Source organism: Pseudomonas lini, from assembly GCF_030812475.1.
Classification (GTDB): Bacteria; Pseudomonadota; Gammaproteobacteria; order Pseudomonadales; family Pseudomonadaceae; genus Aquipseudomonas; species Aquipseudomonas lini_A.
Window position 1 is genome coordinate 238,142 of the sequence record NZ_JAUSSR010000008.1, and the last position, 16,427, is coordinate 254,568.

Annotated in this window: 7 protein-coding genes and 1 pseudogene; 4 read left to right on the top strand and 4 right to left on the bottom strand. The window is 60.0% G+C overall.

Annotated elements, in window-relative coordinates:
* Positions 1 to 29: 29 nt before the first annotated feature.
* A complete protein-coding gene (gene mscK / locus J2W17_RS17290; RefSeq protein WP_307336473.1) occupies positions 30 to 3,380 on the bottom strand; it encodes a mechanosensitive channel MscK in 3,351 nt (1,116 codons plus the stop codon).
* Between the two features lie 34 nt (positions 3,381 to 3,414).
* On the bottom strand, positions 3,415 to 5,157 hold the full coding sequence (locus tag J2W17_RS17295) for a potassium/proton antiporter (RefSeq protein ID WP_307336475.1): 1,743 nt from the start codon (positions 5,155 to 5,157) through the stop codon (positions 3,415 to 3,417).
* Positions 5,158 to 5,471: 314 nt separating this feature from the next.
* On the opposite strand from J2W17_RS17295, the gene J2W17_RS17300 reads away from it, so the two are divergent.
* Together J2W17_RS17300 and J2W17_RS17305 are read left to right on the top strand one after the other, a co-directional pair.
* Complete coding sequence (locus tag J2W17_RS17300; protein WP_307336478.1) at positions 5,472 to 5,702, top strand: hypothetical protein; 231 nt, start codon at positions 5,472 to 5,474, stop codon at positions 5,700 to 5,702.
* Positions 5,699 to 6,001 carry a cell division protein ZapA gene (locus J2W17_RS17305; RefSeq protein ID WP_064675547.1) on the top strand — a complete coding sequence of 101 codons (303 nt, stop codon included), beginning with the start codon at positions 5,699 to 5,701 and terminating at the stop codon, positions 5,999 to 6,001. The genes J2W17_RS17300 and J2W17_RS17305 overlap by 4 nt, the downstream gene beginning before the upstream one ends.
* A 246-nt stretch (positions 6,002 to 6,247) precedes the next feature.
* On the opposite strand, the gene J2W17_RS17310 is transcribed toward J2W17_RS17305, so the two are convergent.
* Together J2W17_RS17310 and putA are read right to left on the bottom strand one after the other, a co-directional pair.
* Entirely contained in the window at positions 6,248 to 8,050 is a 1,803-nt protein-coding gene (locus J2W17_RS17310) for an acyl-CoA dehydrogenase (RefSeq protein ID WP_307336482.1), read from the bottom strand.
* A 245-nt stretch (positions 8,051 to 8,295) separates the two neighbouring features.
* Complete coding sequence (gene putA, locus J2W17_RS17315) at positions 8,296 to 12,246, bottom strand: trifunctional transcriptional regulator/proline dehydrogenase/L-glutamate gamma-semialdehyde dehydrogenase (RefSeq protein ID WP_307336486.1); 3,951 nt, start codon at positions 12,244 to 12,246, stop codon at positions 8,296 to 8,298.
* 463 nt (positions 12,247 to 12,709) lie between these two features.
* On the opposite strand from putA, the gene putP reads away from it, so the two are divergent.
* Positions 12,710 to 14,194: a sodium/proline symporter PutP gene (gene putP, locus J2W17_RS17320; protein WP_307336489.1), complete on the top strand. Its 1,485-nt coding sequence runs from the start codon at positions 12,710 to 12,712 to the stop codon at positions 14,192 to 14,194.
* A 318-nt stretch (positions 14,195 to 14,512) separates the two neighbouring features.
* Positions 14,513 to 16,417 (top strand): annotated as a pseudogene (locus tag J2W17_RS17325) (RHS repeat-associated core domain-containing protein); the annotation flags it as partial.
* Between the last annotated feature and the right edge of the window lie 10 nt (positions 16,418 to 16,427).

The following is a 16,427-nucleotide window of genomic DNA, read 5'->3' on the forward strand; positions in this document are numbered from 1 at the left end:
GTCCGAGCATTCTGCTAGGGATAGGCCGGTTAGTCGAGCTTGGCGGCCGGCGGCTCTTGAGGAACTTGACCCTCGGTCTTGGGCACGATGGTTTTGGCTTCCGGATCGACTGGCACCATCCTGTATTCCTGACCCTGGATGTTCTTGAGGTAAACCTCCATCTGCCGGAACGAAATGTTGATGTGCTGCTTCTTGAATTCGCGGTTGATGAAGCGATTGACCTCGTCGAGTACCGGGTTACGGTCACCAAGGTCGCGCACGTGCATGCGCAACTCGTGGTCGAGGGTGCTTTCGCCGAAGTTCAGGAAGTACACATGGGGTTCAGGCTCTTTGAGTACCCGTGGGTTTTCCCTTGCCGCCTTCAGCAGAAGTTCTTTCACCAGATCCAGATCCGAGCCGTAGTCCACCCCGAGCTTGAGGGTGACCCGGGTGATGGTGTCGGTCAGGGACCAGTTGATCAATTGACCGGTGATGAACGTTTTGTTCGGGACAATGATGTCCTTGCGATCGAAGTCGGTAATGGTCGTGGCGCGGATCCGGATCTTGCTCACCGTGCCCGACAGGTTGCCGATAGTGATCGTGTCGCCGATTCGCACCGGGCGTTCGAACAGAATCATGATCCCGGAGATGAAGTTGGCGAAAATCTCCTGCATGCCGAACCCCAGGCCCACCGAAAGCGCCGCCACCAGCCATTGCAACTTGTCCCAACTCACGCCGAGGGTGGACAGGGTCGAGACAAAACCGATACCGGCGATCACGTAGGACAGCAATGTGGTGGTGGCGTAGGCACTGCCTTGGGCCAGGTTCAGCTTCGACAGCACAAACACTTCCAGCAGACCTGGCAGGTTGCGGGCGAGGGCGAAGGTGATGCCGATGATGATCAGTGCGCCGAGCATGTCGCCGATGCTGATCGGCACCATGCTCATGTTGGCACCGGTGCCGCTGGTGTATTCGTAGAGGGTGATGTTGTCCAGGTACGAAAACACCGAGATCAGGTCCGACCAGACCCAGTACAGCGCCGCCATGAACCCGCCGAGCAGCGCCAGGCGGATCAGGCGCAGGGACTGTTCGTTGACCTTCTCGATGTCCAGGGTCGGCTCTTCGATCACCGCTTCGCCGTCGCCCGCTTCCTTGGCGGCCTGGCGTTTGGCCAGGGCGCGCTGATAAGCCAGGCGCCGCGCCGCAACACTGAGGCCGCGCACGAAGGTCGCCTCGATCACCAGCCAGAACATCAGCAGGTAAAGGGTGTTGATCAACCGGTCGCTGAGTTTCAGTGCGGTGTAGTAATAGCCGAAGCACACGGCCACGAACAAGGCGATCGGCAGGGCGGTGAACAAGATGGCCACGGCCTTGCGGAACAGCGAGGCGTTTTCGTGGGTAGGGCTGCTGATCAACAGGCGGCTGAGCAACCAGGCCATCAGGGCGTAGCACGTCAGCACCACAGGCATGCCGAGCACGTCGTCAGCCAGCGCCGCCGGTTGCAGTTCGGCGACGGCCACCACCGCGACCAGGGCCATTACCACCAGCCCGAGTCGGCGAATCCAGCCCTGGAGGAATTCGACCTGGGGTTTTTCCCAGCGGAAATGCAATTCGGCTACGCCACCGGGTGAGAGGATCCGGTAGGCGGTATAGAACACCAGCCAGGCCTGGGCCATCTGCAGCAGCGCCGCGCCCATGTTGGCGTTCTGCCCGCGAGCGTCAATCTGCAAGGCCAGGCCGCACAAGGCCAGGCCCAGGGCGACCGGCATTGCCAGTAAAATATTGATCAGGATCGCTTGAGGCGTGTGCCACTGGCTGTCGCGCTTGAAGTGACCAATGTCCTGGTGAACCTTGTTCAGGCGGGCGTACAAACTCGTGCGCCGCCACAGCAGGGCGCCGATCAGCAGCGCCAGCGGCAGGAACAACAGTGGTCGCTGGGTCAAGCCGTCGGTGAGTTCACTCAGGCTCGAAGCCCATGGCAGCGTAGTCACCTGTCGTTGCAGGCGCTCCGGCACGGCGCGCATCCATTCAGGATCGAGTGGCTTGTTGCTGGGAATCCAGAACATCTGCTCTTCCAGCGTCGCCCTCAGGCTTTGCGCGGTGCTGAGCAGTTGTTTTTGATTGAGTTGCAACGTGATGGATTCGTTGAGCACGGCGCTCAGTTCGCGGTTCAATCGCTCCAGCAGGTCGGCGCGAGTGAGGGCCAGTTCCATCAGGCTCTTGCGCAGCTGCGGGGTCACTTGCTCCGGCGGCTGGGCCGCCAGCAGGTTATCGACGTACGTTGCCGGATTGCTAAGCAGTTCCCGCTGCTGGCTGACTTCGAACTGATACAGGCGGATGTCGGCGATCTGGTCGGCCAGGTCGCGGTCGACCTTGAGGTGCGGCAGACCCTGCTTCTGCTTGTAGAGAATCTTGGAGAGCAGCAGGCTGCCCTTGAGCACGTTGATTTGCTCGTCCAGGGCTGAATCGCTCTGAGTCACGTTGTCCAGCTGCTGTTTGGTCTGCAGGTTCTGCTGGGTGACTTCGTTGAGACGGTCGGTGCTTTTGAGCAGGTAGTCCGAGAGTTTCAGGTTGGCCGCACTTTCGGTGGCCAGCAGAACGCTGCCCCCGGACTTCTGTGCTTCGATGGACTGCTGGGTCACCGTCTCCTGGGACTGGGCCAGGCGTTTCTGGCTGATCAGGTTTTGCAGCTCCTGGATTTCCCTTTCCAGGCGGTCGGATTTTTCCGAGAGCAAGTCATGCTGGCTGTTGCCCAGATCCTGCAGCTGACTGTTGCCGGCCAGTTCCTGGCGACGCAGGGGGATCAAGGCATTGAGCGCCGCGAGTTCAGCACTGAGCTGGTCCCGTTGCTCGCCGCTCAAGGTCTTGCCGTTCTCTTTGCCGGCCTTGAGGATGTTGTTGATCTGCTGGATGCGCGTCTGGCTGGCGGAAATTTCCGCCTGGGCGCGCTCGGGGCGGGTCTGGGCGGTAATGACCAGGCTGTTGGCGTCGGCCAGGGCTTTTTGCAGATCGCTTTGCTGGGTCGAGCGCTCGGTCAGCATTTGCTCGAGCTGCTGAATCGACTCCTTGGCGTAACGCTGCGCCACCGGCACCACGCTGGTGGCCTTGAGGCGGGTCAGTTCACGCTGATTCTCGATGTTCTGCTTTGGCGCGGTGGCCAGTTGTTGCTTGAGCTCAACCAGCTTCTGCTCGTAATCACGCTTGCTGGTGAGCTGTGTCAGGGTGCTTTGTAGAATGCTCTGCAGGGCTTTTTGATCAGCTTCCGGCAGTTTGCGCTCGGCGATCTTGTCCAGGTTTGTCTGCACGGCTTCGCTGGACGGCGGCTCTGCCGCTTGCAACGTGCCGACAGAAAGACTCAAGCCCAGCAGGGCCGTGACGAAAAAGGTGCGCAGGGTTGACATAGAGACCGATCGAAAACGAGGCGAAGTGTGGAGTTTAGAGGAAGAGGCCGGGACCCGGGCGACTTCCTTCGGGGAATCTGACGCCCACTTTGCCGATCTTGTTCCCTTCCATGACCGCGACGGTCCAGATGGTGTTGTTCCACTCAACCTGGTCGCCGACTACAGGCGCACCCCCCACTTTATGGGCAATGAAGCTGGCCAGGGTCATGTCCGGATCGATGCCTTCGACTTTCAACCCGTACAGGGCTGCAACCGCGGCCAGCTGGGCGTCTCCTTCAAGTACGAAGTCGCCGAAAAAGCGCAGATCGAGGCCCCGTTGCGGCGCCTGGCTGAAGAGCTTTCCGAGGGCCGGAAGATTGTGCTCATGGCCGATAACACAGAGCAAATCGTCGACTTCGAGCACTGTACTACCCGACGGATGGAGCAGTTGCTGACCCCGAAACAGTGCTGCGATCCGGGTACCTTCGGGCATTTTCAGTTCGCGCAGGGGGGAGCCGATGCACCATTTTTCGGCCCCGAGGCGATAAACGAACAATTCCCACTCGCTGGTGACGTGGACTTCCAGGGCTGATCGGGAAATCGGCAAGGGCTCTGGCGGGACGGTCACTTTCAAAAGCTTCGCCACCCAGGGCAGGCTGGTGCCTTGCACCAGCAATGACACCAGCACGATAAAGAACGCCAGATTGAAATACAGCTGAGCGTTAGGCAGCCCCGCCATCAAGGGGAACACTGCCAGAATGATCGGGACCGCGCCGCGCAGGCCAACCCAGGAAATGAATGCTTTCTCACGTCCATGGAACGCCTTGAATGGCAGCAGACCGACCAGCACCGACAGCGGACGGGCAAACAGAATCATCCACAGCGCCAGGCCCAGCGCCGGCAGGGCGATCGGCAGCAGGTCATGGGGGGTCACCAACAGGCCCAGCACCAGGAACATGCCGATCTGGGCCAGCCATGCCATGCCGTCGAGCATATGCAAAATGCCGTGTCGGCTGCGGACCGGACGGTTGCCGATCACCAGGCCGCACAGGTACACCGCCAAAAAACCGCTGCCGTGCAGGGCGTTGGTCAGGGCAAACACCACCAGGCCACCGGCAATCACCAGGATTGGATAAAGCCCGGCGGCCAGGTGGATACGGTTGACCAGTTGCAACATCAGCCAGCCGCCCCCGAGGCCGATCACACCACCAATGCCGAACTCGCGCACCAAATGTACCAGCAGGTTCCAGTGCAAGCCGGTCTCGCCGCTGGCGAGCATGTCGATCAGGGTCACGGTGAGGAACACCGCCATCGGATCGTTGCTGCCGGATTCGATCTCCAGGCTCGCGCTCACCCGTTCGTTCAGGCCTTTGCCGCCCAGCAGCGAGAACACCGCTGCGGCGTCGGTAGATCCCACGATAGCGCCGATCAGCAGGCCTTGAATCAGATTGAGGTCGAACAGCCAGGCCGCCGCCATGCCGGTCAGCCCCGTGGTGATCAACACTCCGACCGTGGCCAGGGACAGCGCCGGCCATAACGCAACGCGGAAACTGGATACCCGCGTGCGCAAACCGCCATCGAGCAGGATCACGGCCAGGGCGAGGTTGCCCACCAGATAAGCCGTTGGGTAGTTATCGAAAATAATGCCGGCGCCGTCGACCCCGGCCGACATGCCTACCGCCAGGATAATCACCAGAATCGGGATGCCGAGGCGGGACGAAAGTGAGCTCACCAGAATGCTTGCACCTACCAGCAACGCGCCGATCAAGAACAGGCTGTTGATGGTCGTCGCATTCAAAGGCAGTACTCCAGAAAGCTGAAAGGCGGGCACAAACTGACCATGCAGTCTGCGTGCCAGCGATTCTAACCTGTTGAAATGTGATGCTGTCAAAAAGGTTTTGCGACAGGAGAGGACCAAGGCGCTCTTGGGTTTTTATCCTGCAACCGTCCCGGCGACGAAGTGCAGGAACCAGATTGGCCAATCAGAGTCTCTACAGTTCGCGAAGAAGGTCGTCCGCCAGCAAAATCAAGGCCTTGAGCCCGGATAACCCTGGCATACGTGGTGACTTTTCTTTATCGTACGTGCCCTTTGAAAACGCCTGGAAAATCAAAATGTTGGAAGCATCCCTTAGCCAATTGGAACAACTGGTCAGCGATCTGGTGCAACAGAACCAGGCGCTGCTTGCCACCAACCAGTCCCTGAACGCCGAACTGGCTCAGACCAAGGACGAAAACGAAAGCCTGCAATTGAGCCTGATGGAACAGGAAGAGAAACAAGGCGCCACCACGGCCCGCATCCAGGCGTTGGTTGAGCGCGTCAGCGCCAGCCCGGTCAGCGCATGAATCACGGCGCCGCAGAGGTGAAAGTCGTCTCGATCCTGGGGGAGGACTATTCGATCAGGGCGCCGGCCGGGGAAGAGCAAACCCTGCTGGACGCCGCGCTGATGTTGAAGGCTGCACTGGCCGACACTAAAAAGAAATACCCGACACTGATCGGTGACCGCTTGCTGGTATTGGCCGCCATGAATCTGTGCTCCCAGCAGATTGAAATGAAGAAACAGCATCAGCAGGAACTCGACCGTTACCAAGAGCAAGTCAGCGCCACGGTTGAAGTGATCTCCAAGACGATCAATCAGGCCTGATCGGCTTTGCGCACAACCAAAGAATTGCTGTGAGGATTGTCAGACTTCACAGCGGTTGGCGGATGATCTGGCGCGGCAGATGGGTCGGTTTCGGTTGAGCCGATTCGCCGTCAGCGCGGGCCTCTTCGCGGGCAAGCCCGCTCCCACACTCGATCTGCTGTGAACACATAATCTGTGAACGCCGATGATCAAATGTGGGAGCGGGCTTGCTCGCGAATGGATTTCAGCTGCCCAACAAGGCTCAAATCAGAACCACTCATCCCGCATTCCCAGACACACATCATCCCGCGCCTCAAGAATCGCCAGTTCATGGTGGCAACCCGGCACTTCCCATGTCAGGAAATATCGCGCCGCTTGCAGCTTGCCTTTATAGAAGTTCACATCTGCCCCATTGCCCCTGGCCAGTCCATCCTCGGCGCGAATCGCCTGTTCCAGCCAGCGCCAGCCAATCACCGTGTGCCCGAACACTTTCAGGTACAGCGCCGAGTTCGCCAGGCTGCTGTTGACCTTGCCTTGCCCCAGATCCGTCAGCAGGCCGAGGGTCACCGTTTGCAGGCGCGCCACCAGTTTCTCCAGGGGCTCGCGCAACCTGGTCAGCGACCCATGCGCCTGCGCCCGCTCGGCCGTGTCGGCGATCAGGCGGATCAATTGCTTGAGCCCCGCGCCGCCGTTCTGGGCCAGTTTGCGCCCCAGCAAATCCAGCGACTGAATGCCGTGCGTACCCTCATGGATCGGATTCAACCGGTTGTCGCGATAATACTGCTCCACCGGATATTCACGGGTGTAACCGTGACCGCCAAGAATCTGGATCGCCAGTTCGTTGGCCTTCAGGCAAAACTCCGATGGCCAGGATTTGACGATGGGTGTCAGCAAATCCAAGAGCTCATGGGCTTGCTTGCGTTCGGCCTCAGTCTCAAGGGTTGTGGTGTCATCGAACAATCGTGCGGCGTACAGGCCGAGGTCAAATGAGCCTTCCACGTAGGCTTTCTGGGTCAGCAACATGCGTTTGACATCGGCATGCCGGATGATCGCCACCGGCGCAGTATTCGGGTCCTTGCTGTCAGGGACGCGACCTTGCGGACGTTCGCGGGCGTATTCCAGCGAGTACAGGTAACCGGCGTAGCCGAGCATCACCGCACCCATGCCGACGCCGATCCGCGCCTCGTTCATCATCTGGAACATGTAGCTCAGCCCGTGGTGCGGCTTGCCCACCAAGTAGCCGACACACTCGCCGTTGTCGCCGAAGTTCAGCGCGGTAGAGGTGGTGCCGCGCCAACCCATCTTGTGGAACAGGCCTGCGAGAAGCACGTCGTTGCGTTTGCCCAGGCTGCCGTCCTCGTTGACCAGAAACTTGGGGACGATAAACAGCGAGATTCCCTTCACGCCGGCTGGTGCATCCGGCAACTTGGCCAGGACCATGTGCACGATGTTTTCAGACAGCGGATGATCGCCGCCGGAGATGAAAATCTTGTTGCCCTTGAGTCGATAGGTACCGTCAGACACCGGCTCGGCTCGGGTACGAATATCCGATAACGAAGAGCCGGCATGCGGTTCGGTCAGGGCCATGGTGCCGAAGAAGCGCCCGTCGATCATCGGTTGCAGGAAGCGTTGCTTCTGCTCATCGGTGCCGAAACTTTCAATCAGGTTGGCCGCGCCCATGGTCAAAAACGGGTATGAGGTCGATGCCGCATTAGCCGCTTGAAAGTGAGCGAAACAGGCTTGGGACAGTAGGGTAGGGAGTTGCATGCCACCCGCATCGAAACTGCGCGCCGCATTGAGGAAGCCGGCTTCGAGGAAAGCATCCACCGCGGGCTTCACTTCCGGAATCAGGATCGCCTGACCGTCTTCGTAGCGCGGTTCGTTCTCGTCGCCCTTGCGGTTATGCGGGGCGAAGAACTTCTCGGCGATGCTGCGAGCGGTACCGATGGCGGCATCGAAGGTTTCGCGATTGTGTTCGGCAAAACGCTCACGCCGGGTCAGGCCCTCGGCATCGAGGACTTCATACAGCTCGAAAGCCAGATTGCGGGAACTGAGCAGCGTCTCGGACATGGCGGCCTACCTTTTTTTGGGTTGGGCCGAGTCTAGGCGTGGGGAGGGCGGGCTGAAAGGATGATTGATGTGGGTGATGGTGCAGTCCGGGCACCGCTAATCAAATGTGGGAGCGAGCCTGCTCGCGAAGAGGTCGGCACATTCAACATCTATGTTGGATGTGCCGACCTCTTCGCGAGCAGGCTCGCTCCCACAGGGATTCAATGAGCCAGGCATCCATTGCGAACGCCTGGTTTTGACGCGATTTAGCCGATCGTCATCAAGCTCGCATTACCACCCGCCGCAGCCGTGTTGACGCTCAACGCCCGCTCGATCACCAGGCGCTCCAGCGCAATGCCGGTTTCGCCTTGCGACAAACCATGAACCCCAACGATCGCGCCAGCACGCTTGGCCACTTGCTGGCACACCGCACGCAGCTGATCGGAATGGCCATGATGCAGCACCGCATCAAACACCACTTCATCCTTGTTCCAGTCGGCAACCAGCTTGATCCGTGCCTGAACGTCTTTCGGCAGACGGGCGAACACTGCCTTGGTCAACTCAGCTTCCGGCCACACTGCCGAACCGCCCACCGCCAATACCGCGGCGAGTTGGGTCAGCAGATCGCCTTCGACGTCCGCCAGGCACAGCACGTGTTCACGCGGCAGGATGGCATAGCTGTTGCGTTCGCCGGTCGGGCCTGCCAGGACACGCGTGATCCCGCTTTGCGATTGCGCGGCGAACTGCACGCACAGGGTGCTCAGGTCGGCGAACTTGTGTTTATCGGCCCAGGCCTTCAGGGCCGTCAGCGGTTTGCTCATGGCATCGCGCAGACGAACATCCGGCGCAGTAATCGCGTCACCGCGAGCGAAGGATTGTTCAATCGCATCGGTAGGACGCGTCGACAGCAGACGGTACAGATACAACGGACCACCGGCTTTCGGGCCGGTGCCCGACAAGCCTTCGCCGCCGAACGGTTGCACGCCCACCACGGCACCCACGATGTTGCGGTTCACGTAGACGTTACCGGCGTTGACGTTGTCGATCACCTTGGCGATGGTTTCGTCGATACGGGTGTGCACACCCAGCGTCAGGCCGTAGCCGGAGGCGTTGATCTGAGCGATCAGTTGGTCGATGTCTTTGCGCTTGTAGCGAACCACGTGCAGCACCGGACCGAAGATCTCCCGTTGCAGCTCGTCGAAGCTTTCCAGTTCGATCAAGGTTGGCATCACGAAGGTGCCGCGCTTGACTTCGTCGGTATTGGCGATGGCCACCTGGTACACGCTGCGGCCTTTGTCGCGCATGCCCTGGATGTGCTTGTCGATGCCCGCCTTGGCTTCGGCGTCGATCACCGGGCCGATGTCCACGGACAAGCGCTCCGGGTTGCCTAGACGGCATTCAGCCATGGCACCCTTGAGCATTTCGATGACGCGGTCAGCGGAATCTTCCTGCAGGCACAGGACCCGCAGCGCTGAGCAACGCTGGCCCGCGCTGTCGAAGGCCGAGGATACGACGTCGATCACCACTTGTTCGGTCAGCGCCGAAGAGTCGACGATCATCGCGTTCTGGCCGCCGGTTTCGGCGATCAGCGGAATTGGACGGCCTTGGGCATCCAGGCGACCGGCGACGTTGCGTTGCAGCAAGCGAGCGACTTCGGTAGAGCCGGTGAACATCACGCCTTTGACGCGATCGTCGCCAACCAGACGAGCACCGACGGTTTCGCCACGGCCCGGCAGCAGTTGCAGCACGCCTTCGGGAATTCCGGCCTCGAGCATCAGGCGCACGGCTTGAGCCGCCACCAGCGGAGTCTGTTCTGCAGGCTTGGCCAGCACCGGGTTACCGGCAGCCAATGCAGCGGCGACCTGGCCGCTGAAAATCGCCAGAGGGAAATTCCACGGACTGATGCAGACCACCGGGCCCAGTGGGCGGTGGGCGTCGTTGCTGAAGTCGTTGCGGGCCTGAACCGCGTAATAACGCAGGAAATCCACGGCTTCGCGCACTTCGGCGATGGCGTTGGCGAAGGTCTTGCCGGCTTCGCGGGCCAGCAAGCCCATCAGCGGCTGAATCTCGCCCTCCATCAAATCGGCGGCACGTTCCAGGATCGCGGCGCGTTCGGCGGGCGGGGTGGCCTGCCAGATCGGTGCGGCTTTCAGCGCGCACTGAATCGCGTTGTCGACGTCTTCAACAGTCGCTTCCTGCACATGACCAACCACATCACGCAGATCGGAGGGGTTCAGCACCGGTGCAGGGGTTTCGCTGCTGGACGCGCAACCGAGCATCGGCGCGGCTTTCCAGTGGTTGTGTGCGGTGGCCAGCAAGGCACAGGACAGCGAAGCCAGACGATGTTCGTTGGCCATGTCGATGCCGCTGGAGTTGGCGCGCTCGGCACCATATAGATCACGCGGCAGCGGAATACGCGGGTGCGGCAGGCCGAAGCCGCCTTCCAGCGTCGCCATCTGCTCGATGCTGGCCACCGGATCGGCCACCAGCTCCTGAATCGAAATGGACTGGTCGGCGATGCGGTTCACGAACGAGGTGTTCGCACCGTTTTCCAGCAGGCGACGGACCAGGTACGCCAACAGTGTTTCGTGAGTGCCGACCGGTGCGTACACGCGGCACGGACGGTTCAGTTTGCCGTCGGAAACCTTGCCTACAACCTGTTCGTACAGCGGTTCACCCATGCCGTGCAGGCACTGGAACTCGTACTGACCGGGGTAATAGTTCTGACCGGCGATATGGTAAATGGCCGACAGGGTGTGGGCGTTGTGCGTGGCGAACTGCGGGTAGATGACTTCCGGGACCGACAGCAGTTTGCGGGCGCAGGCGATGTAGGACACGTCGGTGTACACCTTGCGGGTGTAGACCGGATAGCCTTCCAGGCCTTCGACCTGGGCGCGCTTGATCTCGCTGTCCCAGTACGCGCCTTTCACCAGGCGGATCATCAGGCGATGACGGCTGCGACGGGCCAGGTCGATCACATAGTCGATCACGTAAGGGCAGCGCTTCTGGTAAGCCTGGATCACGAAGCCGATGCCGTTCCAGCCGGTCAATTGCGGCTCGAAGCACAGGCGTTCCAGCAGATCCAGCGACAGCTCGAGGCGGTCGGCTTCTTCGGCGTCGATGTTCAGGCCGATGTCGTATTGCTTGGCCAGCAGGGTCAGCGACAGCAGGCGCGGATACAGCTCCTCCATCACGCGCTCGTACTGCGCACGGCTGTAACGCGGGTGCAGGGCCGACAGCTTGATGGAAATGCCCGGACCTTCATAAATCCCGCGACCGTGGGACGCTTTGCCGATCGAGTGAATCGCTTGTTCGTACGAGGCCAGGTATTTCTGGGCGTCGTGCTCGGTGAGTGCGGCTTCACCCAGCATGTCGTAGGAGTAACGGAAACCCTTGGCTTCGAACTTGCTGGCGTTGGCCAAAGCTTCGGCGATGGTTTCGCCGGTGACGAACTGCTCGCCCATCAGGCGCATGGCCATGTCGACGCCCTTGCGGATCATCGGTTCGCCGCTCTTGCCGATGATGCGGCTCAGGGACGAAGTCAGGCCGGCTTCATTGTGGGTGGCGACCAGTTTGCCGGTCAGCAGCAGGCCCCACGTGGCGGCGTTGACGAACAGCGACGGGCTGTTGCCGAGGTGCGGGTGCCAGTTACCGGTGCTGATCTTGTCGCGAATCAGTGCGTCACGAGTGCCTTTGTCCGGGATACGCAGCAGCGCTTCGGCCAGGCACATCAGCGCCACGCCTTCCTGGGACGACAGTGAAAACTCTTGCAACAAGCCCTGAACAATACCGGCACGGCCGCCGGCGCTCTTCTGATTGCGCAGTTTCTCTGCAATCGAGGCGGCGAGTCTGTTGGTGGCTTCGGCCATCGCAGCCGGCAGGCGAGCCTGTTCGATCAGCATCGGCACCACTTCGGGTTCCGGGCGACGGTAGGCGGCGGTAATCGAAGCGCGCAGCACTGATTGCGGCAGGATGCTCTCGGCAAACTCAAGGAAGCACTGATGGGCATGATCCAGCGGCACGTCGACGGCTTCGTCGGAATCCTTGGTCAAACCGTTCAGCTCGGTCAGGGTTGCACCACCCTCGAGTTTTTCCAGGTAATTGAAAATTGCCTGCTTGATCAACCAGTGCGGCGTGCGGTCAATCGAGGTCGCGGCGGCCTTGAGGCGCTCGCGGGTCGGGTCGTCAAGTTTGACCCCAAGGGTGGTGGTAGCCATATTTTTATCCTCATGTTTGCCACGACCACGTGGCATCAGCTGGGGGCAAGATTAGCTGCGCAATCGGCGAGGTGCAACCGGGTGCAACCCTTTTTTTGTCGGAAGGGGGCGCAGCTCGTCAGGAAGTCAATTCCCCGACCCTCTATCGTGCTTGCCGTGGTTCAGTTACTTCCGGTTACGAGCTCTGCATGCACTGAAAGGGCGCAAAAACAGGGCTTTTGCGGATAAATCCGACTAGGTGCAACTTATTCCAGAGAAACTGGTTGCACCTTATTTGCTTTGTTGAATAGCATTCGAGCCCAAGGTGCAACCGGTCATAAAAGTCTGGTGTACCGGCTGATGGCTTTCCTGGGGAAACATCAGTCATAAATGCGCGGAATCCAGGATCGTCTGTCAAACGTCATCGTTTGCGAGCGGTTCACCAGCCGCCGCTACATAAAAACAAAGCCAGGGCGTCACTTAAATGAGCGTAAGCAATCCAACCCTGATCACGTTCGTGATCTACATCGCAGCAATGGTGCTGATCGGCTTCATGGCCTATCGCTCCACCAATAACCTTTCCGACTACATTCTCGGCGGTCGTAGCCTGGGCAGTGTCGTGACGGCATTGTCCGCCGGTGCCTCCGACATGAGCGGCTGGTTGTTGATGGGCCTGCCGGGCGCCATCTACATGTCCGGTCTTTCCGAAAGCTGGATCGCCATCGGCCTGATCGTCGGTGCTTACCTTAACTGGCTGTTCGTTGCCGGTCGTCTGCGCGTGCAGACCGAGCACAACGGCGATGCACTGACCCTGCCGGATTACTTCTCCAGCCGTTTCGAAGACAAAAGCGGCCTGCTGCGGATCATTTCCGCGGTCGTGATCCTGGTGTTCTTCACCATCTATTGCGCCTCCGGCATCGTGGCCGGTGCCCGTCTGTTCGAAAGCACCTTCGGCATGTCCTACGAGACGGCGCTGTGGGCCGGCGCTGCGGCGACAATTGCCTACACCTTTGTCGGTGGTTTCCTGGCCGTCAGCTGGACCGACACCGTACAAGCCACGCTGATGATCTTCGCCCTGTTGCTGACGCCGATCATCGTGCTGCTGGCCACCGGTGGCGTCGACACCACATTCCTGGCGATCGAGGCGCAAGACGCCAGCAACTTCGACATGCTGAAAAACACCACCTTCATCGGCATCGTCTCGCTGATGGGCTGGGGCCTGGGCTACTTCGGCCAGCCGCACATCCTGGCGCGCTTCATGGCGGCGGATTCGGTCAAGTCGATTGCCAAGGCTCGCCGTATCTCCATGGCCTGGATGATCCTGTGCCTGGGTGGCACCGTGGCGGTGGGCTTCTTTGGTATCGCTTACTTCTCCGCACACCCTGACGTGGCCGGTCCCGTGACCGAAAACCACGAGCGTGTGTTCATTGAACTGGCGAAAATCCTGTTCAATCCGTGGGTCGCCGGTGTGCTGTTGTCGGCCATTCTGGCGGCGGTTATGAGTACCTTGAGCTGCCAGCTGCTGGTGTGCTCGAGCGCCCTGACCGAAGACTTCTACAAAACCTTCCTGCGTAAAACCGCTTCCCAGGTTGAGCTGGTCTGGGTCGGTCGCGCCATGGTGCTGCTGGTTGCCCTGGTCGCCATCGCATTGGCCTCCAACCCGGAAAACCGCGTATTGGGTCTGGTCAGCTACGCCTGGGCCGGTTTCGGCGCCGCGTTCGGCCCGGTCGTCCTGATCTCCGTGATCTGGAAGGACATGACCCGCAACGGCGCACTGGCCGGTATCCTGGTCGGCGCGATCACCGTGATCGTGTGGAAACACTTCGAGCTGCTGGGTCTGTACGAAATCATCCCGGGCTTCATCTTCGCCAGCCTGGCGATCTACCTCGTCAGCAAGCTGGGCGCGCCGACTGCCGGTATGCTGCATCGCTTCGCGGCAGCCGAGGCAGATTTCCGTTTGAACAAGTGATTGTGATGGGGTGAGCGCTTCCCATCCCTGATAAAAGAACGGCTCGCAGCCTTAAGCTGCGGGCCGTTTTTTATTGGTGCGGGGCAATGTCTGTAGTTATTTGTTCCGATTCTTGTGGGAAATAGCTCTAAAAAAGCAGGACACATCTGAATTTTCTCCCGGCTCCTCACCACCCGTTATCGCTCATGCAGAATCGCCCCTCTTCACTTTGCAGAGACACATCGGATGTTCGTTCCTGCTAATCAACTGCCTTACACGTCAGCGGTCGATGGCCTCGACCTCACCGATGCCAGCGAGCCCGTGAGCTCTGGCAGCGACTATCGCTATGATGAAAATGGTCGATTACTGTCGATCCGCTACCCGGACAACAGCCAGCATGTCTTCGTCTGGAATGGTCCCGGCCAACTGGTTGAAGAAACACTGCCGGACGGTGGTCAGCGGCGCTTTTCCTACGATGCATTGGGTCGGCAGATCAGCCGTCGGAACGAACACGGTGCTATCACCCGGTACCGGTGGGACGCCTTCAGCCGCCTGATTCAAACGACCCTCCCCAACGGTGCCAGCCGCACCTTCAGCTACAACGCCGACGGCAAGATCAGCGCCGAGCGCGATGAATTCGGTCAAGTCACTCAATACCAATACGCCGATGATGGGCTGCTCATCAGCCGGATCGATTCCGCCGGTACGCAGCAGTGTTATCGCTACGACAGCGCACAACGGTTGCTCACGGAGATCGAAAACGAATCCGGCGAACAGTACCGGCTGGAGTACACGCCCAGCGGTCTGATCCGCCAGGAAACCGGTTTCGACGGTCGTCGCACCGCGTATACCTACGACCCCAATGGCCGCCTGTTGGAGCAAACCGAATTCGGCGATGAGGGGTTGCAACAGATCACTGGCTTTCAACGCGATGCAGCGGGACGGTTGCTGGTCAAGAGGTTGCCCGATGGCAACAAGGTGAACTATCGCTACGATTGTCTCGGCCGCCTGGTCGGGGTCGATGACGGACAGTCCCATCCGCTGGCATTTGAGTACGACCAACAGGACCGCCTGATCACCGAGCATCAAGGCCGGGGTACACTGCGTTATGGCTATGACGCCTGCGGTCAGCTCACTCACTTGTGCCTGCCTGACAACAGCCAAATCGATTACCGATATGCCAAGGGCGGCGCGTTGACAGCCATCGATCTCAATGGCACACGGCTCACCACCCACGAATTCGTCTTCGGCCGTGAACAGCAACGCCAGCAAGGTCAACTGACCAGCCAGTACCACTACGACGAGGAGGGTCGATTACAAGCCCACGCGGTCAACCAGCCAACTCGCCCATTGTACATGCGCCACTACTGCTACACCGTCAACGGCAACCTCGCCTCCATCGCCGACAGCCGTCATGGTCAACGCAGCTATTATTACGACGCCCGCAATCAACTGACCCGCCTTCGCCACACCCGTGACGACGTGGCGCAAAACTTCGGCCACGACCCGGCGGGTAACTTGCTCATGCAGGATCGTCCAGGCCCGGCCATCGTCAAAGGTAATCGACTGTTGATGCAAGGCGACTGCCATTACGACTATGACGCCTTCGGCAATCTGATCCGTGAACGTCGCGGCATCGGGCAAAAAATCGTCACCGAATACCATTACGATTGTCAGCACCGGTTGGTCGGCATCACGCTTGCGGATGGCAGCAGCGTCAGCTACCGCTACGATGCCCTCGGCCGTCGCATCGGCAAAACCGTCGACGGCAAAACCACCGAGTTCTTCTGGCACGGCGACCACCTCGTCGCCGAACTTAGCCAGAACCATTACCGTAGCTACCTTTACGAACCCGGCAGCTTCCGTCCGCTGGCCTTGCTTGACGGCGAAGGGTGCCACCAGGAGGCCTGCGCGTTTTATTACCAGCTCGATCACCTGGGGACGCCGCAGGAGCTGACGAGTTGCGGCGGCGAGATTATCTGGTCGGCCAAGTACGACGCCTTCGGCAAAATCGCCCACCTGTGGTTACCAGAGGCCGATCGGGTCGAGCAGCCGTTGCGTTTCCAGGGGCAATACTTCGATGCCGAGAGTGGCCTGCATTACAGCCGGCATCGCTACTACAACCCGGATACGGGGCGCTACCTGACACCCAGACCGCTCAATCTGGAGGGCGGTATGAACCCGTACCGATACGCGCCAAATCCGACGGGGTGGATTGATCCAATGGGGGTGGCTTGCCAACCGTGGCCTGCAG